Raw genomic sequence first — 26,182 nt, forward strand, 5'->3', positions numbered from 1 at the left:
CCCGGTCTGCGATCCCTCCCCCGACCGGGCCGGGGAAGGGTGCGCTTTGATCTTATTTGCGGGAATGGAAGCCGGTGGTGACCTTCAACACCTGCGGCCGGTCGATGAGGTTGATCCCGTAGTCCGTCTGGTCACCGTTCCACACGCGCGACATGACCCACTTGCCGTCCCGGAACGTGCCTTCCTCGATCGAGACGAGGGTGCCGTCCTCGCGCCCGTTGGCTGCCGAGAAACTGACCCGCACATGGTCGCCCATCACCAGATATTCCGTATCGGAAAGCTGAGCCACGGCAACGCCGCCGATCGGTTCCGCGCCCCAGGGTGTCGGATCGGCCTTGATCCAGGTCCAGTCCTTCATGCCGAACTGCCACTGCCCCCAGTCCGCCGTGATCTTCCAGTCGTCCAATGTGACCGACTGCACGCTGCCGTCATCCGGCTTCGCGGCGCCCCAGGTCGGACGGGTAGCGGCGATGCGCGCCCAGTCGCGCATGATCGAACCCACGGCGGCATAGGGCAGCGCAAAGGCGGCCAGCGTCTGCTTGTCGAGATCCTTGGCCCCCAGCGGATAGTTGAAGTAGCCGGTGCCATCCATTCCGAAGGGCGCGAAGCCGATGCCGCCACGCCCGATCGTGGGCCAGAAAAAGCGGGCAAACTCGCGGGCGTTGCCGATCTCGGGCACCATGAGCGGATTATCGGGCCGGGTATACTTGTCGAGGTACTGGATCACGTTGCCGCTGTCACGGTCGTAGATGTCGGGCGCGGCAAAGTCGATCGCGGGGGCTGCGGCCTTCCAGATATCGAGCACGTCCCACTGCGGGCCTCCACTGGCGACGCCGGTGGGATCGGGCACGTTCGAAGGACCGGCGAGAGAGGCGTTGACGTACATCGGCAGCGCCTTCACCGTCTTGCCCGCTTTCGCCAGGGCATCCACGAAGCTGGCGACGTACCAGGTATTGAACGCGCGCGGCGCCTGCTTCCCGAAGGCCTGTTCCCAGGTGCCGGACTTGCCCAGCTTGCGCGCCAACGTGGCCGGGATCTGCTGCGCGAACAGACGGTTGGCCTCGGCGGAGAAATCGCGCGGGACGCGGTAGGATCCGGTCTCGTTTTCCGGTTGGACCATGATGACGGTGTTCTGCCGGTCATGGTCACGCAAGTATTCCATGACCTTCACGAAGGCGCGGCGATCGGCCTCCATGGTTGCCTTCGACAAGGGCGTGAGGACGCCATGATCCTTGCCTTGCTGGTCCTTCATGCGGGGAAAGCGCGCGTTGTCGAGCTTGACCCAGGCCGGGGTATAGGCCGGACTGGTGTTCTTCCAGGTTCCGAACCACAGCAGCACCACCCGCTTGTCGTGGGCGCGCGCCTGATCGAGCAGTTCCTGAAGGAACGTGAAATCGAACCGCCCTTCGACCGGCTCCACCTGCTCCCAGGCGATCGGAACCTCCACGGTATTGGCGTTCATCGCGTCGAGCACCGGCCAGGCCGCCTTCAGCGGCTCGGCATAGTTGCTGGAGTTGTTGACCTGCCCTGCCAGCATTACGAACGGGGCACCATCGACGATCAGGGCATGGCGCCCGTCGCGGGTCTCGATGCGGGGAAGCGGCGTCGTCGTCTGGGCGGCGGCGGCACCTGCCATGGCGAATGCCAGAGCGAAGGCCGGGACAAGCGGTGCGATAGCTTTCAGTTTCTTCATCATTCCCCCTTGGCCGGGTCGCCGGTAATCAGACCTCGCCCGTCGGTTGCCACATAGACCCGGCCGAACAGGCGCGGATCGCCCGAGACCATGCGGATACGCAGGCCCCATTGATGCTGATCGTCGTTGATACGCGTCCACTGCGTCCCCCCGTCGATGGAGCGCCAGATCGCACGGAGGCCGTCCTTCGTTCCCAGCGCGTAAATGGCCGGCTCGGAGTGGCCCGGCTCAGAACGGATTGGCGCACCTTTGCCAAGGCCGAACCGGTCCACGCGGATGGCCTGCCCGGTGCGTCGCCAGCTTTCCCCGAAATCGCTGGAGCGCCACAAGGCGCCGCCCAGATCAAGCCATAAGGCGCCCGCGCGATCCGGCTGCGCCAGAATGGGTGCCGGGTCTTCCCGGTTGGCGGAACGCAGCGGCGTCAGGTCTGCGGGAAGCCCCCTCCCCGCGACCGGCCGGAAACTGGCGCCGCCGTCATCGCTGCGCACGATATGCCCTGCTGCGAAATCGACCGCGTAGAAGCGCCTTGGATCCTGCTTGTCCGCGGTCACCCGCACCCGCGACGGAAGGCCGGAAACCCGCTGCCACGTCGCACCCCGGTCACGCGAGATCTGCGGCACATCCGTTTCGACGAGAAAGGCCGTGCCGTCCGCCGACACCGTAATGGCGGCATCCCCCGTCGCCTCCGGACACGATGAGCCGTCCGCGTGCGGCGCGCATGCCGGAACGTGAAGCCCGCTCCACGACCCGCCGCCGTCCGCCGACCACGCCAGCGATGTGTCCGGCACGGTGCGCGCATGGGTATTGCCGCTGCGCACCATGACCAGCGGCGCACGGCCCGCATAATCGAGCGTATTGGTGTTGGTCAGGAAGGGCTCAAGGTGGATGCGCGGCGGCGACACCGCGAAGTCGTCATGCCGGAACCCGCCGATGTCGCCGAAACCGGACACCAGGTGCGCACCGCCGGTGGGGCTGGTCAGCGTAATGACGGCGGTCTGTTCGATGCCGCGCGTCCACGATCGCCAGCGCATCGGGCCGGGTTTGTCGAAGTCCTGCGTTTCGTAAACGGTAGCGCCTGTGACATAGGCGGCATGGCCCGGCTGAAACGGATCGATCGCCAGTCCGGCGATCCAGTGGCCGAAGTTCGCCTTGCCGTCGAAATCGAGGAACGGGCTCTCCGCCACATCGCGCGTGGATCGAGGCCACAGTTCCTCCCACTGCCGACCCCCGTCGCGGCTGAGCCAAACGGTATCGACCGGTCGACGCCGGTCAACCGTGCTGACGGTGATCATCTTCAGATCGCGGGCCGATACGGAAACGCCCATATAGCCGCCCTCGGGTGCATCGGCACCCTTTAGCGGCGTCACGTCGCTCCAGCGGCCACTCGCCGTATCCAGCCGCCAGACTTCGCCGCGCGTGATACCGTTGGGCCCGATCCCGTCGTTGAGCGTTACCGTCAACATGCCGTCGCGCCCGAGCACGGCCTTGGCCGCCAGCAGACGGGCATCCGGACCGCCCGGAAGCGCCATCCAGGTCGCCCCTCCGTCGTCCGAACGATAGAGCCGCGCGCCTGCCGGATCGGCGTTGCCTACGAAGATCCGGCCCTTCCTTGCGGGATCGAACACGACGAAGGAAAGCCCGCCGTGGGTCTGCCGCCGTCCGGTCGGCAGACCAAGGCCCTTGAGCGGGAACGCCGCCACCTGCTGCCAGTGCGCCCCCGCATCGGCGCTGGACCACAAGCCCTGATGGCGGGAGCCGAAGAACAGCTTGCGGTTGTCGGAAGGGTCTACCGCCAGCCGCTCGCCCAGACCGCGCCCATCTTCGTTGCCGCCCATCGCGAACGGCGCGGGGGTCACCTGCCAGTGATCGCCGCGATCGGTCGAGCGAAAAATCGCGGCAGGCAGCCGCGCGCCCATGCCGGCGGCGAGGTAGACCGTGCCTGGATCCACCGGATCGGCGGCGATGCTCTCGATCCCCATGAAGCTGCCTTCGGAGACACCGTCCTGAAGCGGCACCCAGCGCCGGTCCCGCGCGTCCCAGCGGTATGCCCCGCCCATGTCCGTGCGCAAGTAGGCCAGGCCGGGCTCCAGCGTGCTGAAGACGATGCCGGGTGCGAACCCACCGCCGCCCACGCGGACGTTGGCCCAATCGTATGCAGTGGACGATGACTGTTCCCGCGCGGCAACAGGCTTCGCGGCAATCGCCATCATGGCCGGGGCGACGGCGGCCATCGCAAGCGCGCCCAGCACGCGACCAGCCCTTGCAATACCCACGGCCTCTTCCCTCATGTTCGTTGGCATTGCACCGTTCGCAGCCCCTACGATACCGCTACCAATTCCATAGGGGAATACCTTGTGCGCGAATTCAGGGCGAGGCGGGACATTGCGGCCCGCCTGCCCCAAAGACCTCAGAACGTGACGTTCACGCCCATGCGATAGCGGCGATCGCTCTGGAACCAGCTGCGTCCGTAGAGACCGCCCGGATAGCCACCCATCAGCGTCTTCTGGGTGGCGTTCAGGATGTTGGTGCCCTGGAGCTGTACGCTGAGGTTCTCGTTCACCCGAACCGTGATACCGGCATCGAGAGTACCGTAATCGGCACCGTAGATCGGCAGATTGGTGGCGATGTTGGTGCTCTGGTTCGGCGCGGTGAAGAAGTTGTAGCTCTGGTTGGTGCCGTTGGCGTTGGTGGACTGAAGGTACTTCGAACGCCAGCTATAGGCGACCCGCAGCGAGAACGGATTGTGTTCGTAGAGGAACGCCAGGTTCACGTTGTGCTTCGAAAGGCCCTGCAACGGCACGTCGTTATGCGCCACGCCATCGATGTCGTAGTAGACGTCGCCCGGGTTCTTGCTGTCGAGGAAGGTGTAGTTCGCCTCGACGCCGACGCCCGAGAGCCAGCCCGGCAGCCTGTCGAGGAACAGGCGACCGCCCACCTCGAAGCCCTTGACCGTAGCCGCCTTGTCCGCCGTGCGCGCTTCGTTGGTGGTGACGGTGGCCTGTTCGGAGGTGCCGTCCGTGAACTGCACGGTTTCGACGCGCTGGGTCGATCCGAACACCACGGAATCGGTGATCCGCTTGTAGAAAGCCGCCACGTGCAAGCTGGTGCCGGCGCTGGGGTACCATTCCGCCGAAAGGTCGAAGTTGTTCGACATCGTCGGCTTCAGCGTGGGATCGCCCGAGGTCGTCGTGTAGTTCGCAAAGTCCGGCGGCGAGCCGTTGCCCGTGGTCTGGACGCCGAGGTTGCCCGAAGCGCGCAGCGAGTTGAACGACTGGTTGTCCATGGTGATGTTGTAGGCAGCGCGGATCTTGACGGGCTCGATCGGCGAATAGGTGACGTTCACCGCCGGCAGGACCCGCGTGAATTCGGCACCGCCGCTGCGCACCTGCGCGGCATCCGACAGGCTGTAGATCACGCCGTTGCGCACGAACTGGGCCGTGTTCTGCTGGAAGTAGCCGGAGCTGGCGTTCTTCACGTTGACCACGCGTGCACCGACGTTGCCGGTGATCGAAGCCTGGTCCCACTCCGTGCCGAAATTGGCCATGACGTAGCCTGCCAGCGTCTTGGTGCTGTAGTCGGTACGATCGTTCGGCAGTACGAAGCCTTCCGGACGCCCCGCCGTGCCGCCGTAGATGTCGTGAATTTCGTCCACGCCAACCGTCCGCGCGAAATCGGCATCCGGGAAGTACTGGCTGGCTGGCAGCGACACGCCGCCGTGGAAGAAGTTCTTGAAAGTATAGAGCTGGATGTCACCCGGACGGCTTTGCGAGAACGGGATGATCGGATAGCCGTTCCACTCCTGCCCGAGCGCCGCCCAAGCGAAGCCGTTGTTGAAGTCGCGCTCGGTACGCTTGGACCAGCGGCCGCCGGCCTTGATCGACTTCAGGAAGCCGTCACCGGTGGCGTAAGTCAGGTCGAGCTGGGCCGAGTCCAGCTTGCCGCGGTTGTCCTCGTCGTGCGGCATGGCGGCCTGCCAGCTGTAGTTGGCCGGGTCCAGCAACGAGGGGACGAAGGCAGGATCCACACTGATCGCGGGCAGCTTTCCACTCAGATCGAGACCGAAGCTGGTCGGGAAGTCGACCGTGCGGAACACGTTCATGCGGTGCATCTTGGAGGACGAGGTGATGTGCTGGTAGGCCGCATCGACCGTGAGCGGGCCGCCGCCGGGGTTCCACTTGACGGAGCCGGAGATGTCCTGCGTCTTGGTGCGGCTGTTCCACGAGCCCGTGGTGCCGCCGGTGGTGACGGGCGCACCGCTGGGAAGGAACGTGGAGTTGTCGCGCTGGAACACCGCCGGCGACGAGATCAGGCCGCCGAAATCGTCGAACGTGCTCTGGCTGGGATCGACCGCCAGGTTCTGCGAGGTGACGAAAGAGCCGAACTCGTCGGACGTACTGCGATAGCGCGACTGGAAGAATACACCGGTAAAGGTCAGGTCGTTGCTCGGCGCCCACTGCACCGCGCCGTAAAGACCGTCACGCTTGCGCTGGAAGTCTTCCTGTCCATAAGCATAGCCGCCGGGAATGAAGTAGTCGTTCCCCTGGATGCGGGTGCGGAACATGGGCTCCATGCGCACGAACTGCGAAACCGAGGTGAGCTGGCTGTAGGCAGCGTCAAGGACGAAGCCGATATCACCGATACCCGTGTGCCACTTACCCGCGACCAGGCCCGAAACCGAATAGTCGGTCTTGGTGGCGAGATCGCCGAAGCTGAGATCGCCGCTTCCCGCGAAGTGCAGGCCTTCGCTGAAGTCGAACGGCAGCTTGGTGCGCAGATCGACCGAGCCGCCGGTGCCGCCCTCGATCTGGTCGGCGGAGGAGGACTTGTAGACGTCCACCGCCTGCATCAGTTCGGGCGTAACGTCACCCCAGAGCAGCGAACGGCCAGCGTTCGCGCTGAAGATCTCGCGGCCGTTGAGACGCGAGGCGACGCCGGAAAGACCGCGAATCTGAATGCCCGAGCCTTCGACCGAATAGTGGTCCGGGTCGTTGATCGCGGCAAAACGCACGATGGTGACGCCAGGAACGCGCTGGAGCACTTCCGTGATCGAATTGTCCGGCAATTTACCGGCGTCGTCAGCCACGACCGAATCGACGATCGTGATCGCGTTCTTCTTGCGGTTCTCGGCGGATTCCAGCGCAGCGCGACGGCCGGTGACGACGATAGCATCGGCCTCGGCCCCAGCGACTTGATCGCTCTGCGCGAAAGCCTGGCCGCCGCAAGCCATAGACATCATGGCGACGCTGATCATGCTCGCACGGGTGTAAAGACGGAATTTAGGCATGTTCCCCTCCTGAATTCATGCGGGAGGGCCAATCACCTCATCCCGCCTACTATGTCGTTGCTGCGACTATTAGTCTGGCAAATCGATTAAGCTGACAGAATAATGTCGTCAAACGGTTTATGAGAGCGGTACCAAAATTCGGATCATCCGAGGTTTTACAGCTTCGAAGTGTTGCAAAATCGATACGCATATCGGGAAATCTAAATGTACTCATAACTATTTGATATCAAATCGTTTTTTTGACAAACAACGCCAACCCAGCAATCATTTCCCATTCCTGCCGACCGTACCTGGAAGCGCGTAAGACGGCGCTTTCTCCCTGCCCCATCGATTGCAAAGCAGCATGAGTTTTTGTGATAGCGCTATCACTGTTTGCGCAACAAAGATCGTTTGTGCGGGGAAGTATTCATACGATTCGCGAAAGAAACACCGCTGGTTCAGAAGAGCCCACGGTCAGGGGTCACCCGCTACTTTCTCGCGTGACGGTTACGCAGACAAATGCGGGATCAAGTTTTCGTCCCCCTCCCTCGTTCCCCGCCAAATGCGCAGGAGTAACGGCGCACCGCCCCTTAGGAGGAGGATAGGGGCGGTGCGCCGCGTAGCCGCCACTCGGCGAGTGGCGGTCAACCGTGGTGAGTAGGGGCGGTGTGAGCGGGGATCGAGGCTCGATAACGGAAATCGCGCAGCTTGGCCTTAGCGCCGCCCGTTACGTAAATGCCGAAGCGGAGGCTGAGAAAGCCTCCGAAAACATTGTGATGAATGCCCGACACTTCCATGCGGGTGCCGTGGCGCTGCCAGGTGCGACCTTCATCGTAAGAGTAATGCCAGGTCACGACGTTTTCGTCGTTGGTGACGCGCAAGCGCAGGCTGCGCCCCTGATGGGGCACGGCTGCCCAAGGCAGTTCCTCGGAATATTCGTAGATCTTGAGCTTTTCAGGGGTGAAGCCAAGTCCCACGAACGCCTTGTGGTTGTAGAACAGCAGTATTCCTGCCTCGCCATCGCCTACCAGGTCGATGGAGACTTCAGCCTCATAGCTGCGATCCCCCGCCAGGCAGGTGAGCGGCGAGGAGTCCGCCGGAGAGTTGCCGTTGCCTGCGATCACAAGCCCGCCCGCCTCGTAGCGCGCCCGCTCCGCCTCGCCGCGCCGTGGCGCATGGAAGCTCCACTGGCTCCCGAAACGGTTGCGGGAGAAATCGTCCGACAGCCCCGGCGCCGAGGCGCTCGGCTTGCCGCCCTTGGGCTTGGGAAGCGGCACGGAAAGATCGCCCCCCTTGGCCCGGAACCAGCCATCCGGGGTCCATTCGATAGGCTCCAGCAGAGTCTGGCGGCCCAGCGTCCTCATGCCGTTCTCGTAGCCGTGATAGACCATCCACCAGTCCCCCGCCGGGCCTTCGACCAGCGTCGCATGGCCGCGCGACCACCAGGGTTCGTCCACGCTGACAGTGCGCACCAGCGGATTACGCGGGCAATGTTCCCACGGCCCGTGGATCGAGCGCGAGCGCGCCGCGATCACCATATGTCCGATCACCGGACCGGCCGTGCCGCCGATCGCGGTGACGAGGTAGAACCAGTCTCCCTTGCGCAGGAGCTTGGGCCCCTCGGGCGCGAAATTCTCCACCACCCAGTCGTCGGGGTATCGCCAGGGATCGTAGGCCTTTTCCAGCGGCCCATCGGTAGCCAGGCCGTCGTCCGTCAGACGGATCTTGCGGATGCCGTTGGTGAAGAGATAGCGCTTGCCGTCCTCGCCTACGATGTGGCCAGGATCGATGCATCCGCTGATCTTGAGATCGACAGGCTCGCTCCACGGACCGGCGATATCGTCGGCCCAGATCGCGAAGATCGACCAGCCTTCGCCCTTGGGGTCGGCAGGAATGTAGATGAAGTAGCGCCCCTCGTGCTTGACCAGGTCAACCGCCCAGATCGTGCCGAGATTGCGGTGCAAGGCGGGGCCCACCGGCGCCCAGTTGACCAGGTCGGTCGAGCGCCAGATCACCAGTCCCGGATAGGAATCGAAGGACGAGTGCGTCATGTAATAGACGTCGCCGTCCTTCAGGATCGTAGGGTCCGCATGGTCGCCGGAGATGATCGGGTTGCGGTAGTACCCGTTGCCGAGATCGGCCTTGCGCTGCCCTTCCGCGCCGACGCCCCATCGCGGGGCAGGAGCGGCCTTGCCGGTCGCCAGGGCGTTGGCAAGGGACGGGGCCAGAGACGGTACGGCAGCCCCGGCGAGAGCCCCCTGAAACATCGTGCGTCGCGTGATGCTCATCCTGCGCCCCTCACTTGCCTGCGGGTTCGAGCGTGACGAGCGCCACGTCGTTGCCGCGCATCGGCACTTCCACCGAGGCCGTGCCGTCCTTGCCCACGCGTACCAGCTTGTCCTGCCAGGGCGTATCGGCCGTCTCGCGCTGAAGCTGCGCGAACTGATCGGCGTTCAGCGAGGCGGGCATGCCCATGTCGATATAGGACGAAAGCGGGTCGTTCAGGCGATAGCCGGTCTTGCGGACCTGAACGCGGTAGTTGCCCTTCGGCACATGCTGGAACTGGAACCGGACCGTCCTGCTTTGGGTCGCCGGCACTTGGCGGGTGTAGAACGGCTTGTTGCTGAGGTTCTGCACGGGCTGCTGGAAATCCCAGACCAGTGCGGAAATGCGCTTGCCGTCGATGGCCGCCATCGCCTGCCCGTCGCCGGTAGGCAGCGCCTGGCCCTTGATCGCGTTGAGATACTTGTAGGCGAACCACGCCGGCTTGCGGATGCCGTCCTTGTTGATGAGGCCGAAACCGCCGTGGAACGGGGTCGGCGGCGGACCGGGTTCCTCGAACAGGTCGGTATAGGCCCAGTAGCTCATGCCTTGCGCCAGGCCCTGCGTCGCCTTCAGCTTGCTGAGGATGTAGGGTGCGCTGATATAGCTGTCGTGCACGAAGTCGCGCGGGGTGTAGCTGGTACTCCACTCCGTGAAGAACAGCGGAATGCCGGGGAATGCAGAGGCCTCGATCTCGCCGCGAACCTTGCGCACGTCGCCGACGATGGCATCGGGCGAGGGAGAGAGCTTGGTGTCCTGCTTGCCCTGCTCGTCCAGGAATCCCCCGTCGACGCCGTAAGTATGGGTCGCCACGAAATCGACCGGCAGCTTGTTGTCCGATGCGAACTTGAGGAATTCGGGCACCCAGGCCGCGCCCGCCGTGGCAGGACCGCCGACGCGCAGGGCGGGGTCGATCGCCTTGATGGCGGTGGCCGTATTGGCGTAGAGATCGAAATAGGCCTTCTGGTCGGCCTTCTCCCAGAACCCGTCGAGGTTGGGCTCGTTCCACAGCTCGAAGTACCAGCTGCGCACTTCTTCCACGCCATAGCGATCGCGCACATGGGTGACGAAGGCGTTGATGAGATCGCGCCACATCCGGGGATCGGGATGGGACGTGTTGCCCTTCCAGTAGAACAACTGCTGGTCCGAAGTGCGCATTACCGCCGGTGTCCAGCCCAGTTCCACGAAAGGCTTTATCCGCTTGGCGAGCAGGCCATCGTAGAGCTGGTCCAGCTTGGTCCAGTCGTAGACGATCTTGCCGTCCACCTTGCGCACGGTGCCCAGCACGTCGTGGAAGATGTCGTGGAAGCGGATGTAGCGGAAACCGAGTTCGTCGGCCGCGAGCGTGAGCTGCTCCTGGCTGTCCTTACGGATCAGCGTTCCGGGGAAGTCGGAACCGACCGAAAGATCGTAGAAGCGGTCCACAGGGCCGGTCGGCGCGGTCACGTCGATACGGATCTCACGCTCGTCGCGTGTTTCGGCTGCCCAGGCGGGCTGCGCCGAAACCGCAAGCACTGCGGCCAATAGTTCGATCTTTCGCATCGCTACCCCTCTTCTTCGCGCTTTCCCGTGAGCGCGGTATTTTTCCGTTCCGGATGCGGCATTGCCGCCCGGCTTGCGCCGGGCGGAACCGTCACACCATTCGGTTGGTGCGGATGAGCTCGCGGTACCAGTCGGCGCTGAGCTTGGGGGTTCGCTTCTGGGTCTTGAAGTCGACATGGTGGATGCCGAACAGCTTGGTGTAGCCGTCTTCCCACTCGAAATTGTCCATCAGACTCCAGAGGAAGTAGCCTTCGATGGGGAAGCCTTCGCGGACCGCGCGGTGCAGGTGGCTGATGTAGTTGCGCAAGTACGTCACGCGGTCGGCGTCGTAGACCTTGCCGTCCTTGGCCACCGGATCGTCGGCCGAGCAGCCGTTCTCGGAGATGTAGAGCTTCTTCGGCTTCCACAGCTCGCTGACGGTGCGGATCGACCAGTAGAGCGCTTCGGGGCACATGTAGAGCCAGGGCGAAGCCATGCGCGGCGAGTTGGCGAGGTGCGGCAGGATCTCGTAACCGCTTGCCGTGTCGGCGGCACGCACGGTGTTCGCGGTGTAGACGTTGAGCGACACGAAATCGAGCGCGCTGCCGATCGCCTTCATGTCGCCGGCCTGCACCTTGGGCGCGTCCTTGCCTTGCGCGGCCAGGTAGCTGTCGATGTAGCGGCCTTCCATGATCGCGGTGAGGAACATGGCGTTCTCCTCGCGCATGGCCTTCTTGGTCGCCTCGATGTGCTCGGCGGTCTCGATCGCGGGGACGAAGATCGTCGCGTTATCGGCCAGGCCGACCTGGGTGCCCGCCCTGGCCTGTGCCCGGATCGCCTGGACGCCGAGCCCATGCGCGAGCACGCCGTGGTGGCGCACCTGGTTGACCTGATCCATCGGCAGCCGGAGCGCCGGCGCCTTGTTGCCGTTCCAGTAAGCAAGGTCGGTGAAGCAGCGCAGCTCGTTCACCGTCATGATGTGCTTCACGCGGTCGGACGTCTTGCCCGCCATGAAGCCGGCATAGTCGGCAAAGGCATAGGCGGTGTCGCGCGACTGCCAGCCGCCCTGGAGCCCGGTGGGCAGATCCCAGTGGAACAGCGTCATGTGCGGGGTTATGCCTGCCGCGAGCAGGCCGTCGATCAGGCGGTTGTAGTAGTCGAGGCCCTTCTGGTTCGGCTTGCCCTTGCCGCTCGGGAAGATGCGCGACCATGCCACGGAGAAGCGATAGTTCTTGACGCCCAGCGCCTTCAGCAGGGCGATGTCTTCCTGATAGCGGTGATAGCTGTCGCAGGCGACGTCGCCGGTGCCGCCGTCAGTGGTCTTGCCGGGGGTGTGCGCATAGACGTCCCACACGGTCTCGCCGCGGCCGTCCTCCTTCACTGCACCCTCGATCTGGTAGGACGCGGTAGCGCAGCCCCACTGGAACTCGGCCGGGAAGGACAGGGCATCGGTGGCAGCCGAGGGGGAGCCGGCGGCACCGGGGGCAGTCGTCTGCGCAGAGGCGCGGCCACCCAGGGCCGCGCCGAGCGCCGCAGCGCCCAGGCCCATGCCGAGTTGGCGGCGGTTGATTCCGGTCATCGGTGATATCTCCTGAAGTCTTGGCGGATGCGGTGTCTTACTGCGCACCCATGATCCTGATGAGGCCGTTCAGCGATTGTCCGGTCGGCAAGGCCTGCCGGCTCGTCAGCTTGCCGGCGGCATCGTCCCACACGAGTTCCGCCTTCTTGCCGCCGCTCTTGCCGCGATAGGCGTTGGTGGTGCCGTCATCATCGTAGAGCGTGAAAGTGGCATTGGCGCCGGGGTAGACGCGGATGCTCTCGATCGCCTGTTTCGTCGCAGTGCTCGGCACTTGCGCGCCGATGGGAACGATCGACCCGGCCTTGACGAACACGGGGATGCGCTCGATCGGCGTATCCACTTCCACGGTCTGGCCGCCTTCGAAGCGCTGGTTGGTCCAATAGTCGTACCAGGCGGTTCCGGCGGGCAGGTAGACCGAGCGCTTCGTCTGCCCCTGCTCGGTGACGGGCGCGACGAGGAATGCCTTGCCGAGCATATACTGGTCGCCGATCGCTCCGACCTTGGGGTCGTTCGGGAAGTCCATGAACAGCCCGCGCATGAACGGCGCGCCGGTTTCATAGGTGCCGCGGCCCAGCGAATAGAGATAGGGGATCAGCGAGTAGCGCAGGCGCAGCCAGTCGGCCAGGATCGGCTCCGCCGCCGTGCCATACTCCCACAGCGAGGCGCCGGGGCGCTGGCCATGGATGCGCAAGGTGGGCGTGAGGACGCTATACTGGAACCAGCGCACGAAAAGTTCCGGATAATCGGCATAGTCCGCGCCCATCGCCGTCGCACCCGCCGGATCGACCAGGATCGGATGCTCCGCCTTGGGACCGCTCGGCCATTGCCAGCCGCCGACGTCGCTGCCCCAATAGGCCAGCCCCGAGGCGGTGAACCCGAGGCCCGCCGGCACCTGGCGCCGCAGCGCTTCCCAGGTGGACTTGACGTCCGATGACCAGAACAGGCTGCCGGTGCGCTGCGAGCCGAGGTAGGCCGCGCGCGACAGGATCAGGTTGCGGAAATTAGGACGATCGCGTTCCGTGCCCGCAGCGACGCCGCTCGTATGCACCAGGGGGAAGAGGTTGTGATAGCGGTCGCCCGAACCAATCGAATAGAAATAGCCGTCCGGAACCAGATCCGGCTCGGTTTCGTCGAGCCAGAACCAGTCGAAACCTTCCGACGCGATATTGTCGCGCAGCTTGCCCCAGAACCATTCGCGCGCTTCGGGATTGGTGCTGTCGATCAGCGCCCCGGCACGGTCTGAGCGGACCGGAAGCCCGTCCACGACGTTGCCGTCCTTGTCCTTGAGCAGCCATCCCTTGGTGGACAGCATGTCGAAGTAACGCGATTCCCGCTCGAAGCGCGGCCAGACGCTGATGATCGAGCGCATGCCCAGCGCCTTCAACTGATCGTTCATGCCTTTGGGGTCGGGAAAATAGGTCCGGTCGATGTCCAGCTGCCCCATGCGCGACCAGTAGAACCAGTCCAGCACCATCACGTCGAGCGGCAGTCCGCGCTGGCGATAGCCTTGCGCGACGTCCATCAGCTCCTTCTGCGTCTCGTAGCGCGCCTTGCTCTGGATCAGGCCGAAGGCTGCCTTGGGCGGCAGCGGCGTCTGGCCGGTCAGCTTCGCATAACCGGCATAAAGCTCATCGGTGCTCTTGCCGGTGATGACGAAGAACGACACGCGCTCGCCGACTTGCGACTGGAAACGCGTGCTCGAATGAAGGCCCGGCCACACGGTGGTGCGCGCCGGGTTGTCCCAGACGATGCCCCAGAACTTGCCGTTACCCTTGCTGGTCACCATGAACGGCACGCAGACGGTCTCGCCCGCCGGAGCGTCGTAGTTGTGCGCGCAGTCGATCTGGCGCCCCTTCAGATCCAGCATCCCTTCCTGGTTCTGGCCGAGCCCGTAATAGTGCTCACCCGCCTCCGCCTCGAAAGACGCGCCCATCTTGAAGGTCTTCTCGCCATTGACGGTGACCGGCGCCATTTCCCAGCCCGTCATGCGCGCCAGCACGGAGCCGTCCGCATCCTTTACCGAGAGGCTGACCGGTGGCAGCGAAGGCGCGAAGTAACGCTGCATCATGGTCGGCGCGGGCGGATAGGGCTTGGCATCGACAGTCAGCGTCAGCGCGGAAGAGGCGAATATGTCTCCGGTAGTGTCGGCGCGATGCGTCCACCCCGCAGCGTTCGGCTGCGCATTGGGGCCTTCGCCGGGAGCCGCGGAAGCCAGCTCGGGATCGAGTGCGATCGTGACACGGACGATATTCTCTGCATAGGGCTCGACAGCCACGCGGCTGCCGTTGCGATCGAGCAGCGCCATCGGCGCGGCCGATGCCGAAGCGGCGGCAAACGCCATCGAGGACAGGCCCAATGCAACTGCCGTTTTGCGCACAAGGCCGCTCTTGCCCTTACAGATCATAATCCGGATGCTCCCATTCAATTTCGTGACCAGGATAGGCAACCGCTGCGGCAGCATACCGCCGCGCGACCGGCTCGGCCTGATCGATACGTTTTGGATTTTCGTTGGAATCCCGACAGGCGAATGCCCGCGGCGCCTAAATTCGCCGGCAAATGTCGCGATCATGTCGCATGTTCAAGGGCATCCTCTCTCTGCCGTCGTCGCGCGCCACATGACGTCGCCCCCAATCGGCTCCTCTCACATTTGGTACCGCTACCAAAGCAAACTGTCGAGGGGCCGTTATTGCCCTCTTCGCTTTTTATTTGTTGTCGCTGGTTTTTCCAGCCCATGCCGTAGCCAATGGGCCAAGCGCTCCAACGTACTCGTCAGCAAGCCGCGTTCGAGCCTTCTTCACACAAGTACGTGAAAATAATCATTTTTCGTACTATTTCCGCGTGAAGACGTGACGCATCGGCGCTTCGCGGCCTCTAACCCCCTGCGTCGAGATCCCGATCAGTACTTAACCGTAAGCAAGTAATGTTAACGCTATCACTTGTTGCTGTTGCTGTGTCGGGGTCTTTTTCGCGGTGCTGCATCCGATTGCCGCCGAATCAGTGAGTAACCGAGAAGCTGCGCACCATTCTGCGCGGTCTGATCCGATGTGCCGCGCAAGCACTTCACTATCAGGTCCATCGCAGCTCTGGACATGGCCTGGATCGGCTGTCTGATCGTCGTCAACTCCGGCCAGATAGCGGTCGCCATCAGGGTGTCGTCGAACCCGCAGACGGTAAGATCGCCGGGAACGTCCATCCCGCGACGGTGCGCTACGGCTACCGTTGCAGCCGCCATATCGTCGTTGCTGGCAAAGATTGCTGTCGGCGGCTCCCCGAGATCAAGTATCTGTTCCGCTGCATCCAGACCGGAACGGTACGTGAAAAAGCCCTGCGAAACGAGCGACGGCTCCAATTCCAAACCGGCTTCGCTCAATGCCGCAAGATAGCCTTCGAACCTTCGCTCGCTGGCGCTTTGGTTCGGGTTGCCCTTTATGAAGCCGATCCGCGCATGTCCGAGAGATATCAGATGCTGCGTCATTTCACGGGCAGCGCTGAAATCGTCGATGCTCACGACCGGCGTTCCCCCCGGACTGTAGCTGGTCGCTACAGACACGATCGGCAGTTCTACAGCCTGAAGCGCATCGACCATCTCCGGCAGGTCGCAAAGGGGGGGCGGAAGTATGATGCCATTCAACCGGCCGCGCTGAAGGTGCTGCACGAACTCCGCTATGGACGCCTCTTCCTCGAACTGTTCGACGAGGAGATGAACATTGCTGTGGCGGGCCTGATCGAGACTTCCGACGAGCAACTCGCTGAGATAGGACGCCGAAGGGTTGCTGTAGACCAGGCCGATCCGCAATTCATCCCCGCCCGCGAGCGTTCTTGCAGCAACGCTGGGGGCGTAGTTCAAGGCCTCGATCGATCGCTTGACCCGTTCCCGGGTCGAGGATCGAACTGCTTCGTGGTTGTTGATCACGCGCGAAACCGTCATCGGCGATACACCGGCATGGCGTGCGACATCATTGATCGTAGGAACATCGCGCGGGCGTCGCGGCGTTTTGCTGTTATTGGTTTTTATATTTGCAGCCATCTGTCACTTGTGAACGACAGCGACCGAAAGCGCAATTGACCGGAGGCAATGGCGCTCACCGCTTTCCACCGCTTTGAAGCTGGCTTCAAGGCCCTTTCGGCAGGAGTGACATCCCGTCAAGCGATACGGCAGTGTCTCGCGATTGAGCCGCAATTTCGCCCGGCCTTGGGGGTCAGGACGCCGACAATGGGAAGGTGAAGCTATCTGCGCCCGTCCTCGGGGCCCGAAACGCTCGACCGTTCGTCGATCAGGGCTACTTTTCTTTTAGATAGAGCGGATTGGAGTAGAACCAGAGATCGCTCCAGGGATCCTCGCCGATCATGTCCGGCTGTGGTTCGGTCTGGTTTGTATTCGAGCCCCGCACACGCAGATATGTCGATCCTGCCGGAACTTTCATCCGGTGCGTGATGACCAGTACGTCGCCTTCCGAGCGCCAATCGCCCGCCGTAAAGCGCCCGACGATCCGCGTGGACGCGTTGCCGTCGCCATCACCGGCCGAGGCGCTCCCGGCGATCAGATCGACATGATCGACCAACGGCACCTGGCCCGCCGCGTTCGGTTTGCCGGCCGTGCGAAATCGGATGGTGACATCCATCTCCTCGCCCGCACGAGCCGCAAGGGTGCCGCCCATCATCGCCGAATGCTCACTATCGTCCACCAGCGTCGCCTTCAGATCCAGTCGATCGATGAGGCCGCCCGTGGCGACGAACACACGTCCGCCGCGTAGGCCGTCAAGGATATCCTCGTGGTTCGGCGCGGCGAAGACCCAGGTCTTGGAATACTCCCCCGGCCAGAAGTCCGCCCCGCCCTCACGCCAATGCCCGTGGGAATCGGATGTGGCGGTGATCGTCCAGTGCAGCCCCTTGCCCAGCAGAGCATCCCACGCACCGCCCACACGCGCGACCATCTGATCGAAACCGCCCATCGTCGGGAATCCGCCGTAGAGACCGCGTGAGCCGTGCGCCTTGTCCTTGCCGTTTTGGGGAGCAGCAGCCTGATGGCCGGGCGCGCCTTCCATCCCGATCACCACGTTCGGCGCCGCCTGCTTCCACGCGAGATACTCGGCGGGAGCATGCAGCCCCCACTCGCCATAGCCCGTCGCCGTGCGCGAGGGATGATTGCCGATCAGAACCGGAGGCTGCGGCAGAGCCGCCATGTAGCGCAGAGCCTCGATCATCCGTCCCTTGGTGTTGCGCGACGGATCGGCCGGGAATGCCTCCCGCTTGCCGAAGCGCGCCTCGATATCGCGCAGAGTGCCGCGCTCGTCGGAGGCTTTCGGCAGGATGAGGCTGGCATGCTCTCCGCCGGGTACGTCGAACTCCATGCCGTAGAACAGGGTCATTTCCGGAACCGCCCGCCTGGCAGCAACCACTTCCGGCCAGGCGCGATCGTGATTCAGTGCCGAATGGTGCGGGCCGCCGTGATCGGTCGATACCATCCAGTCGAGCCCGAAACGGCGCGCCATCTGCACGTTCCGAAGGATAGTGTGGGCGGAATCGCCGCCGATAATCGGCTCCGGCGCGCGGTCCGGATGCTCGAGATCCGGTTCGTAACGCGCGCTGTAGATGCTGTGGACGTGATGATCGCCCGCCAGCCAGCGCCGCTGCGATGTATCCTGCGCGTAAGCCGGCAGGGCATGCCCGGAAAGGAGAGCGGCGGCGAGAAGCAGACGGGTGGACGTCATGAGTTTCGAATTCTCCAGGCGATCGGGCATCGCCCCGGCCTTTACGACCGGAGCGATGCCCGAACAGAGGCGCATCAGAACTTGGCGCGAACACCGAAGTTGACGGTCCGCCCGAAGGTGTGGATTTCGCTGACTTCCTTCTCGGTACCGGCGAACGAGACCTGCCGCGCGTTCAGGACGTTCACGGCCTGCATGAACAGCTCGACATTGGGCCGAAGCTTGAAGCTGGCGCCCATGTCGACGATACCGAAGCCCTTCTGGTAGTAGGCAACGACATCCTCCGGGCTTGGCAGCGAGGTCACGTTGGCGCCGGAATCCGTCATGTAGTTGCTGCGGTAGGTGTAGCTGACATTGATTTCGAACGGCCCCGTCTCGAAGAACGGCGTGATCGAGTAGCTGACGTCGGAAACGCCCTGAATGCCTGCCGACTGGATGCCGACGCCGCTGGAATCCAGTTCCAGCTTCGAGGTCGCGAAAGTGGCCGTCGCGGTGACGCCCAGACCGAACGGCAGCTTGTTGGTATAGCCGAATTCGACACCCGAAATGGCCGCATCGCCAACGTTGGTCGGCGTGGCGACGAGGATATCGACCGGCAGGGTGGAACCGTCGTTAACCGCGAAGGCCAGCGTGCGGGTTTCGAAGTCGGAGGCGATGTAGTTGCTGATGTCCTTGTGGAAGGCTGCCACCGTGAACGCGCCGAACTTGTCGAAGTACCACTCGAACGAGGCATCGAAGTTCCAGGACGTATAAGGACGCAAGTTGGGATTGCCGCCGGACGCCTGAAGGTTCAGCGTGGGGTCGGCCAATGCGGCGGCGCCCTCGTTGTAGATGCTGGTCACGGTCACGCTGTTCGTGTTGATCGAATTGCGCAGTTCCGACAGCGAAGGGCGCGTCATCGTCCGGGCCACGCCCAGCCGCAGTTGGACATTGTCCGAGAACCGGAACATGGCGTTGGCGCTGGGAAGGAATTCGGCGTAAGTCGCCCGCGTGGTCGTGGGCAGCACCTCGGTGGTCACACCCCCTGCCCCGTCTGCCACCGGCGCAATCGTGGTACCGCGCACATCGGTTTCGGTCCGCACATAGCGCAGGCCGAAGTTGCCGGAAACCGGCACGTCGCTAAAGTCGGATTCGAAGTCGATGCGGCCATAGAGCGCCTGGATCTTCTCGCCGATGCGATAGGAGTTCTGGAGGTCCGCCGCGGTCGGCGCCAGGTCGCTGGCATTGGGACTGACGCCGTCGTACTCGCTGCCCAGGGTGTAGGCCTGGTTGAACAGCGACCAGTCCACGTTGGTCCAGGGCTGGCGGTTCTCGATCGACTTGTCGAAGGCATTGCCGGGGACGGGATATTGCAGAAAGGCGTCGGTGCGCGTGAAGCCGTCGCGCAATGCGGCACTGTTACGGTCGCGGCGCTGGTAGTCGCGATAACGATCCGACACCTGGCCGCCGAACTTGAGCTTGCTGAACCGCAGCCCGCCCACGTCGAAGTCCAGTTCACGCGAGACGTTCAGCACGAAGCTCTTGTCCTCGTCGATCGAATTGATCGGCCGCACGGCGAAGCTTTCGAACGGCATGAGCGAGGGATCGGTGAGATCGAGGCTGGAATAGAGCGATTTTATCCGTCCGTCATTGGCGACATCGCCGCTGAAATCGAAGGTGAGATCGCCGCCGGCGCCGTTCGCGGTGCGATACTGCACCCGCTGGATCGGCGTGTCGAGATCGCTGCGCGCACGGGCATAGCTGACGCGCGGTTCGATGTGCCAGTCGCCCAGGTCCAGCTTCACCGTCGCATTAAGTTGCAGGTTCTGGTGGGACTGATCCATGTATTCGCTGTAATTGCGAATGCGGGCGCCGCGGATCGTTCCTGCCACCAGCCTGCCGTCCTCGACCACGGCGGTAGAGAGATCGAGCCGCGAAAGCTGGCTCGGAATGTAATAGGTAAGCCGCCGCTCGGTCGTTTCGTTGTTGAACTGCGAGAACAGGCCGTCGATGTCGATCTCGAACGTCGAGGACGGGCGCCACTGAAGGCCGGCGACGGCGCTCAACCGTTCCCGATCCTCGGTTTCCAGATAGGGCTGGGCGTCGCCCGGCACGCGCAAGGTGCCCAGGCCTTCCACGTCTTCTTCCTGCCAGCCCATGCGCAGACGATCGAACTGGACCTTGCGGCGCGAATAGGAAACGCCGGCCAGCAGGCCCAGCGTGCGATCGCTGTTGCGCCACCCGGCCGAGATCGTGCCGTTCGGATTGAAGCTGTCGGTGCGCTCTTCATAGCCGGCAAAGGCATTCGCGGCCACGAAGGACTCACGGTCGAGCGGCTTGATCAGGCGAATATCGACGGTGGAGCCGATACCGCTTTCGACCAGGTCCGCCGTGGGCGACTTGGTGACGACCACGCTGTCGATCAGCGTCGCGGGCAGCACCTGGAGGCGGAACTGGCGGCCGGACTGGCCGGAATTGCGGATATTCTCGTTGTAGGCCAGCGGCATGCCGTCAAACGTCACGGCCTGGAAGTTCGGGCCAAGGCCGCGCACGCTGATGAACTGGCCTTCTCCGGCCTCGCGAACGATCGTGACGCCGGGTACGCGCTGCAGCGCTTCCGCGACGTTGAAGGCGGGCAGCTTGCCGATGTCGGCGGCAACCACGGCATCGGAGATCGAATCCGCATTGCGCTTCACTCCCAGGGAGCGCTCGACGCCGTCCGAGAATGCCGCGGTGACGACGATTTCACTGGCCGGGCTCGGTCCTGCGTTCGCGGCTGCCGGCGTTTGTGCGGCCGCCGCCGAAAGAGGGCGGACGATAAGGGCGCCGGAACCGTTGCGCACGACCGTGAGCGAAGTGCCCGCGATCAGGCGACGAACCGCCGTTTCGGCATCGAGTTCACCGGATACGGCTGGGGCCCGTAGGTTTGCGACCGCCTCGCGCGTGAACAGGATGTCCTGTCCACTGTCACGGGCAAGCTGCTCCAGCGCGCGGTCCATGGGCTGCGCCGCGATGGCCACGCGCACCTGCCGCGCCTGGGCATGAACGGCCGGCGCCATACCGATAGTGCCAAGAGCCAGGGCAAGCGCCGCCGATCGGCAAAGCTGCCGTTTGAAAGAAGTCATGTCCGATATCCCCGTTCGGACGCTCGTGGCGACCGCCGCTTATGGCATCGTCGCCCCGCCTTCGATTTTCCCCACCCCCCGGTGAAGAAAAATTTTCAGCGGTAATTATCAGTGGCCGGCGGAGATGCGAATCCTGCCGGGTTCCTCCGCGATCGTCACGGGAAGCAATATCGCCAGCGACCGGGCGAAGCCTTCGGGATCGCCCACCCGGTAGACGCCGCTGAGGCGCATCTCCGCGGCCTTGGAATCTGACACCACCAGTTCCCGGCTGGTGTAACGGTTCATCTCCGCCACGGCCTGGGCCACGGTTTCATCGCGGAAAGCCAGCCTGCCGCTCTGCCAGGCGAGCAGATCGTCGATCTCCGGCCGATCGAGCCTGTCGTTCCGGCCGGGTTCCATGGCGATCCGGCTTCCCGCCGCCAGGACCGTTCGCGCCCTCACGGACTGCACGCTGGCGCTGCCCTGGATCGCGGTAATGGCAACGGTGTGTTCGTCGCGCCGCAAGTCGAGCCGCCCCGATTGCGTCACGGCGGAAGTGTCCCCCGCCTCGATCACGAAGGGACGGGCATCGCGGGCGATCTCGATATCGACCCGGCCGGACGTGAGCGTCAGCAGGCGGCGCGACGCATCGGCCGTGAAGCGAACCCGCGTGCTGGTGTCCAGCATGATGCGCGTCGAATCTTCCAGCAGGAACCGGCGCTGCTCGCCAAGGTCGGTTTGATAGACCCCGGCATGGGCCTGCCGCCAGCCGAGCCCGAGGCCACAGGTCAGGATCAGTCCGGCACCGCCTGCCAGGACCGCGCGCCGCGACGTGTGCTCCCGCTTCGCAGGAGGAGCCGGGCGGGGATCGTCACGCAGGCCGCCCACCGCGTCCCAGATGCCGGATGCTTTCTCGAATGCCCTGGCGCGTGACGGATCGGCCCCGAGCCACGCACGAAAATCGGCCTCGTCATGGACGGATCGATCGTCTGCGTGGAGCTGAGCCAGCCAGTCCGCCGCCTGCCGGTTGATACTCTCCGGCTTGCTGCGGAAGATCACGTCAACAATTCTCCATCCAGTCGGTCAGATGCGCCATTGCCCGCGAAATATGCTTTTCGACGGCGCTCTGGCTGATGCCGAGCTGCTCGGCGATTTCGCGGTATTTAAGACCGTCCAGCCGATACATCAAGAAAATCTGCCGGGTCCGGGGGCTTAGTCTGCCCATTCCGACGCGCAGGCGGTCAAGCTGTTCGCGGGCGATGAGAATCTCGTCCTGCAAAGGGTGGCTGTCCGCGACCATGTCCACATCGGGATCCCAGACTATCGTTTCCCCGGCCCGGCGTTCGCGGCGATAGGCATCGATCCCGCGTTTGCTGGCCACGCGGGCAAGCAGTGCATCCTCATTGCGCGCCAGCGTTTGAGCGCTGGCCACGTTGACCCATGCGTCGTGAAGCAGATCCTCAGCATCGTCGCGCCGGGTCATGCGTGCCACCTGGTCCCGAAGCCGGGCCCAGCTGAACGCCGACTTCGGAGCAAATTTCGTTAGATCCGCGAACCCCATCGCTGGGGCACTTAAGAAGTAAAGAATGCGGTTTCATGACAAAGCGGGCGCTTGATCGTCGGTCCTGGTGTGCTGCCTTGCGATCCTTGTGTCTTGGAACCCGTTTGAGAAATCCCCCGGTGGCATTCTGGCCCGGTGCCGCAAAATTCGCCTTTCGCGAATTCTCAGCCCCTCCGGCGAGGGAGCCGTTTTTTAGGATACCCTCACCCGATCTTTGGCGCCCGGTCGGTGGATTCGGCGGGAACGACCTCCATCGCGAAATCGGGCAGAACGGGAGGAGCCTTGCCCTCGATCCGTGCCATCAGGCGCATCGCCGCGCCTTGCGCCATGAGATCGAAAGGGCGATAGACGGATGTCAGCGCCGGCGTGAGCATCTGCGTGATCATGCTGCCGTCGAAGCCGATTACCGAGAGATCGGTCGGCACGGCAACGCCCAGGCTTGCCGCGACCTTCAGCACACCCGCCGCCATGATGTCGTTCGCGGCGAAGATGCCGGTAGGTCTTTCGCCAAGCGAAAGAAGGCGGGTTGCGGCGGCTACGCCCGACGTAAATCCATAATCCCCATCGACCTCGGCCACCGGGACGCCCGCCGACGAGGCTGCATCGACGAAACCGGCGCGTCGCTCCCGCGCCGAAGTCACGTCCGCCGGCCCATTGACGATACCGAGCCTGCGATGCCCCAGATCGATGAGATAGCGGGCGACCCGAGCACCCGCTTCGCGTTCCTTGCTGATGATGACATCGCAAAACCCGTCGATCGGGACGGAAGACAGGGCGACAGCAAGGATACCGGCTTCCGCCAGGGCGTCCGCCAGTCCCGGTATCCCGGAGATGGGAGGGAGAACGATCAGTCCATCCACTTTCGACCGTTCCACGAAGGCTAGCAGTTCGTCGATCGCGGCCTGGGATTCCAGCGAATTCGGATGCGTGATCAACTCATATCCGCTGCTCACCGTAGCCGATATGACTGCCCTTTGTATGGCGTCCAGCACCAGCGCATTATGGTCGTTGTGGATCAGCCCGATCAGGAACGACCGCCTCAGGGCCAAGCCGCGCGCGCGGGAACTCGGCGTGAACTTCAGCTGGGCAATGACCTGTTCTATGCGCTCCCTGGTCGCCGCGTTCACCAGGGATGAGCCATTGAGAACACGAGAGACGGTTCTGATGGAAACGCCCGCCACCGCGGCCACGTCTTCAATCGTTGTCTCGCCCTGGCGCCGCGTATCGCTGTGATGACTCATCGCCACCTCATGCCCTGCGGCAATGCCACTATCAAGCCGCCCTTTGCGCGGCAGCACCGAGACGGACTGGTCAAAACCCTATTATTGCGAATTATCGCAACATCGCTGAGCGCCTTCGGAATGTCCTCGAACGCCAGTACCTTGACGCGCCTGCTGCTGTTGGAACGCCCCTCGCTTCTGCGGTTGGCGCAGCGCATCGTCGGCAGCGCGCCTGCGGCGGAGGACGTGACACAGAGCCTGTGGTTCCGGGTCCAACGCGTGGGGGACGATCCGCCGATCGTCAACGAGCGGGCGTTCCTCTACCGCCTCGCCACCAACCTGGCGACCGACCATGTCCGCGCCGCCGCACCTTGCCGAACGTAGCGAGTGGGAGATCGATTGCCTGTTTCTGACCTGGGCCGCCGCTTTAGCCTCGACGCTGACACGGCCGGCATCGCGGGCCTGGATCGAGGCGCTGGTGGTTTCCGCCGTGCTCTATCTGCTGGCTCCGCTCGTCAATGCGCTCACCACAACCCGTGGGCTGGTGGCCAGCCTGGTTGCGGGCGACGCAGTATTTGCCGGGTTCGACCTGATGATGCTGGCTTCGTCCGGCTTGCCGGCCTTTGCCGCATGGCCCCTCGCCACTCGCACGCAGGATCGCGGGTTTGCTGGGGCCATGGCACGATAGTCGGGTCTTGCAACAGCGACCATACAGACCGATCGCGAGCGGATCATGCGCGAGATGCGGCCGTGACGACGCTCTCACACTGGCGGGCGAGAGCATCGAACTGGTCGTGCCGGTCGAATTCCAGACGAAAAATTCAGGTCTTCATCCGCATGTACGGCCATGATGCTGTCATTCAATGGCAGAGCTCCTGAATTACACGGTCATTGCAGTCGCTTGCCCTTTCCCACGTGAAAATTCAACTTGGGGACGCACCGTCACCGTTGACGCCAGGTCTTGCTCATCGAGGACATTCGCGGCTTGCAACACGATCGACGTGGCTTGGACGGTTTCAAGGCATTGCTTTATGTGCCTTGTTTCATCCTCATAGTGGGCGATCATTTTTTCCACCCCACCTATGATCTTCGCGGCATCTGGATATCTTATGTCGAAGACATAGTCCTGCTGCTGAAACAGCGCCGCAAGGTCGGTATATTTGCTGGCCCACCCAAGTATGACTGCGGGAACACCGCTTCTATAGGCGAACACTACCGAATGATAGCGCGAAGCGACGATGTACTTGAAGCGAGCGATGATATCTATCAGTTCCGGGCTCGAGAACTCTCCGGAAATCACCTGGATCCCCTTGCTGTTTTCAACCTTCCCCAAGACCTGGTTCACCAGACCCAAGTCAGCGGTGGACGTGCAGATAATGTAAACACTCTCGCCATTATCGACCAGCTTCTGGAGCATTCTCACATACAGATCGAGAACCGCAGCATCATCCCCAGTTCTGAAGACATTCTTGTTCAGAATGAAACCAACAGAATTCTTCTTTGGATAATTTTCGTTTTGCGGCTTGTAGTCGGCAAGAATCTGTCCGGCACTGGGAAAATCCTTTTCCCTGATAACCATGTCCGCCGATAGTTCGACATTATGCAGCCCAAGAGACCTAAGGCATTCATAGCCTTCGCATTCGCGTGCATATATCTTCAGCGGATAGGCCAACTCCTTCCTTACCTCATCAACAAACTTCGCGTCGTCCTTCTCCCCCCAATCGAACGGACCGAAGCTCTGCGGCATGAGAATAATTTTCTTATTGAATTTCCGCGCAATTTTTATCGTGTCCAACAAGATTCTTCCGCTTTGCTTGGGCCACCCGGAACCCAGCGTGTATCCGCTTGCGTCGAAAATGGCATCCGCTCTTTGCAGAGCTTTTCTCATTTCGCTAATCGTGTCGCGCCACCGATCGCTTTTTCTCAGAAATCCGACGATGCCCGTCAATATGGGCGCCAGGAACGGCACCCTATACAGACCATGCTTCAAAACAGACCGTGTGAAGTCGTCGTACGGCAACAGGCGGAACGAATATTGTTCCGGATCATCGTACTTGTTAGCGAAACCGATGACCTCGCACTCTCCGTAGATTGACTTCAGAGAGTTGCTCAGGGAAAGAAACATGGCCTGCGCGCCTTTATTTCTCATCTGTATGCCGGTGATGATAAACGTCTTCATGTTTCCGAACCCTCCCCTTGATAGTTGATCCGCCCCAGGGCCTCATTACCGAT

General features: G+C 63.1%; 16 protein-coding genes. 2 read left to right on the forward strand and 14 right to left on the reverse strand.

The features are described from left to right. Nucleotides 1–52 precede the first annotated feature (52 nt). From RT424_RS08695 to RT424_RS08755, 13 genes are all read right to left on the reverse strand, one after another. Nucleotides 53–1,693, reverse strand: a complete 1,641-nt coding sequence (locus RT424_RS08695; RefSeq protein WP_409521461.1) for a DUF5597 domain-containing protein — start codon at nucleotides 1,691–1,693, stop codon at nucleotides 53–55. Then, nucleotides 1,693–3,981, reverse strand: coding sequence for a hypothetical protein (locus RT424_RS08700; RefSeq protein ID WP_313436409.1), 2,289 nt, complete (start codon nucleotides 3,979–3,981; stop codon nucleotides 1,693–1,695). Before RT424_RS08700 ends, RT424_RS08695 begins: the two co-directional genes overlap by 1 nt. 119 nt (nucleotides 3,982–4,100) lie before the next feature. After that, nucleotides 4,101–6,977, reverse strand: coding sequence for a TonB-dependent receptor (locus RT424_RS08705; protein ID WP_313436411.1), 2,877 nt, complete (start codon nucleotides 6,975–6,977; stop codon nucleotides 4,101–4,103). Between the two features lie 623 nt (nucleotides 6,978–7,600). Next, nucleotides 7,601–9,244, reverse strand: coding sequence for a family 43 glycosylhydrolase (locus RT424_RS08710; RefSeq protein WP_313436413.1), 1,644 nt, complete (start codon nucleotides 9,242–9,244; stop codon nucleotides 7,601–7,603). Nucleotides 9,245–9,254: 10 nt separating this feature from the next. Then, nucleotides 9,255–10,820, reverse strand: coding sequence for a GH39 family glycosyl hydrolase (locus tag RT424_RS08715; RefSeq protein WP_313436416.1), 1,566 nt, complete (start codon nucleotides 10,818–10,820; stop codon nucleotides 9,255–9,257). Between the two features lie 91 nt (nucleotides 10,821–10,911). Then, the gene (locus RT424_RS08720) at nucleotides 10,912–12,378 is read right to left on the reverse strand and encodes a GH1 family beta-glucosidase (protein ID WP_313436419.1); all 1,467 of its coding nucleotides are present in this window, start codon (nucleotides 12,376–12,378) and stop codon (nucleotides 10,912–10,914) included. A gap of 37 nt (nucleotides 12,379–12,415) precedes the next feature. Continuing rightward, nucleotides 12,416–14,719: a TIM-barrel domain-containing protein gene (locus tag RT424_RS08725; protein WP_313436475.1), complete on the reverse strand. Its 2,304-nt coding sequence runs from the start codon at nucleotides 14,717–14,719 to the stop codon at nucleotides 12,416–12,418. Between the two features lie 591 nt (nucleotides 14,720–15,310). Then, on the reverse strand, nucleotides 15,311–16,405 hold the full coding sequence (locus RT424_RS08730) for a LacI family DNA-binding transcriptional regulator (protein WP_313436422.1): 1,095 nt from the start codon (nucleotides 16,403–16,405) through the stop codon (nucleotides 15,311–15,313). A gap of 253 nt (nucleotides 16,406–16,658) precedes the next feature. Continuing rightward, a complete protein-coding gene (locus tag RT424_RS08735) occupies nucleotides 16,659–18,164 on the reverse strand; it encodes a phosphoesterase (protein WP_313436425.1) in 1,506 nt (501 codons plus the stop codon). Beyond that, the gene (locus RT424_RS08740; protein WP_313436428.1) at nucleotides 18,164–21,190 is read right to left on the reverse strand and encodes a TonB-dependent receptor; all 3,027 of its coding nucleotides are present in this window, start codon (nucleotides 21,188–21,190) and stop codon (nucleotides 18,164–18,166) included. Before RT424_RS08740 ends, RT424_RS08735 begins: the two co-directional genes overlap by 1 nt. Nucleotides 21,191–21,298: 108 nt before the next feature. Continuing rightward, entirely contained in the window at nucleotides 21,299–22,228 is a 930-nt protein-coding gene (locus RT424_RS08745) for a FecR domain-containing protein (RefSeq protein WP_313436431.1), read from the reverse strand. A 1-nt stretch (nucleotide 22,229) separates the two neighbouring features. Beyond that, nucleotides 22,230–22,730: an RNA polymerase sigma factor gene (locus tag RT424_RS08750; RefSeq protein WP_313436434.1), complete on the reverse strand. Its 501-nt coding sequence runs from the start codon at nucleotides 22,728–22,730 to the stop codon at nucleotides 22,230–22,232. Nucleotides 22,731–22,933: 203 nt separating this feature from the next. Next, nucleotides 22,934–23,971 (reverse strand): LacI family DNA-binding transcriptional regulator, encoded by a 1,038-nt coding sequence (locus RT424_RS08755; protein WP_313436437.1) that lies wholly within the window; start codon nucleotides 23,969–23,971, stop codon nucleotides 22,934–22,936. A 120-nt stretch (nucleotides 23,972–24,091) separates the two neighbouring features. Here RT424_RS08755 and RT424_RS08760 point away from each other — a divergent pair, with 120 nt between their 5' ends. Next, nucleotides 24,092–24,334 carry a sigma factor gene (locus RT424_RS08760; protein ID WP_313436440.1) on the forward strand — a complete coding sequence of 81 codons (243 nt, stop codon included), beginning with the start codon at nucleotides 24,092–24,094 and terminating at the stop codon, nucleotides 24,332–24,334. Continuing rightward, entirely contained in the window at nucleotides 24,303–24,638 is a 336-nt protein-coding gene (locus RT424_RS08765) for a hypothetical protein (protein WP_313436442.1), read from the forward strand. Before RT424_RS08760 ends, RT424_RS08765 begins: the two co-directional genes overlap by 32 nt. A gap of 192 nt (nucleotides 24,639–24,830) precedes the next feature. Here RT424_RS08765 and RT424_RS08770 read toward each other — a convergent pair whose 3' ends face one another. Beyond that, nucleotides 24,831–26,129: a polysaccharide pyruvyl transferase family protein gene (locus tag RT424_RS08770; protein ID WP_313436446.1), complete on the reverse strand. Its 1,299-nt coding sequence runs from the start codon at nucleotides 26,127–26,129 to the stop codon at nucleotides 24,831–24,833. Nucleotides 26,130–26,182 lie beyond the last annotated feature (53 nt).

The sequence above is a fragment of the Novosphingobium sp. genome, assembly GCF_032093395.1.
Classification (GTDB): Bacteria; Pseudomonadota; Alphaproteobacteria; order Sphingomonadales; family Sphingomonadaceae; genus Novosphingobium.

Coding starts and splice junctions, on each gene's coding strand:
- RT424_RS08695 (WP_409521461.1), bottom strand. CDS start 1,693: ATGAAGAAACTGAAAGCTATCGCACCGCTTGTCCCGGCCTTCGCTCTG.
- RT424_RS08700 (WP_313436409.1), bottom strand. CDS start 3,981: ATGAGGGAAGAGGCCGTGGGTATTGCAAGGGCTGGTCGCGTGCTGGGC.
- RT424_RS08705 (WP_313436411.1), bottom strand. CDS start 6,977: ATGCCTAAATTCCGTCTTTACACCCGTGCGAGCATGATCAGCGTCGCC.
- RT424_RS08710 (WP_313436413.1), bottom strand. CDS start 9,244: ATGAGCATCACGCGACGCACGATGTTTCAGGGGGCTCTCGCCGGGGCT.
- RT424_RS08715 (WP_313436416.1), bottom strand. CDS start 10,820: ATGCGAAAGATCGAACTATTGGCCGCAGTGCTTGCGGTTTCGGCGCAG.
- RT424_RS08720 (WP_313436419.1), bottom strand. CDS start 12,378: ATGACCGGAATCAACCGCCGCCAACTCGGCATGGGCCTGGGCGCTGCG.
- RT424_RS08725 (WP_313436475.1), bottom strand. CDS start 14,719: ATGGCGTTTGCCGCCGCTTCGGCATCGGCCGCGCCGATGGCGCTGCTC.
- RT424_RS08730 (WP_313436422.1), bottom strand. CDS start 16,405: ATGGCTGCAAATATAAAAACCAATAACAGCAAAACGCCGCGACGCCCG.
- RT424_RS08735 (WP_313436425.1), bottom strand. CDS start 18,164: ATGCGCCTCTGTTCGGGCATCGCTCCGGTCGTAAAGGCCGGGGCGATG.
- RT424_RS08740 (WP_313436428.1), bottom strand. CDS start 21,190: ATGACTTCTTTCAAACGGCAGCTTTGCCGATCGGCGGCGCTTGCCCTG.
- RT424_RS08750 (WP_313436434.1), bottom strand. CDS start 22,730: ATGGGGTTCGCGGATCTAACGAAATTTGCTCCGAAGTCGGCGTTCAGC.
- RT424_RS08755 (WP_313436437.1), bottom strand. CDS start 23,971: ATGAGTCATCACAGCGATACGCGGCGCCAGGGCGAGACAACGATTGAA.
- RT424_RS08760 (WP_313436440.1), top strand. CDS start 24,092: ATGTCCTCGAACGCCAGTACCTTGACGCGCCTGCTGCTGTTGGAACGC.
- RT424_RS08765 (WP_313436442.1), top strand. CDS start 24,303: ATGTCCGCGCCGCCGCACCTTGCCGAACGTAGCGAGTGGGAGATCGAT.
- RT424_RS08770 (WP_313436446.1), bottom strand. CDS start 26,129: ATGAAGACGTTTATCATCACCGGCATACAGATGAGAAATAAAGGCGCG.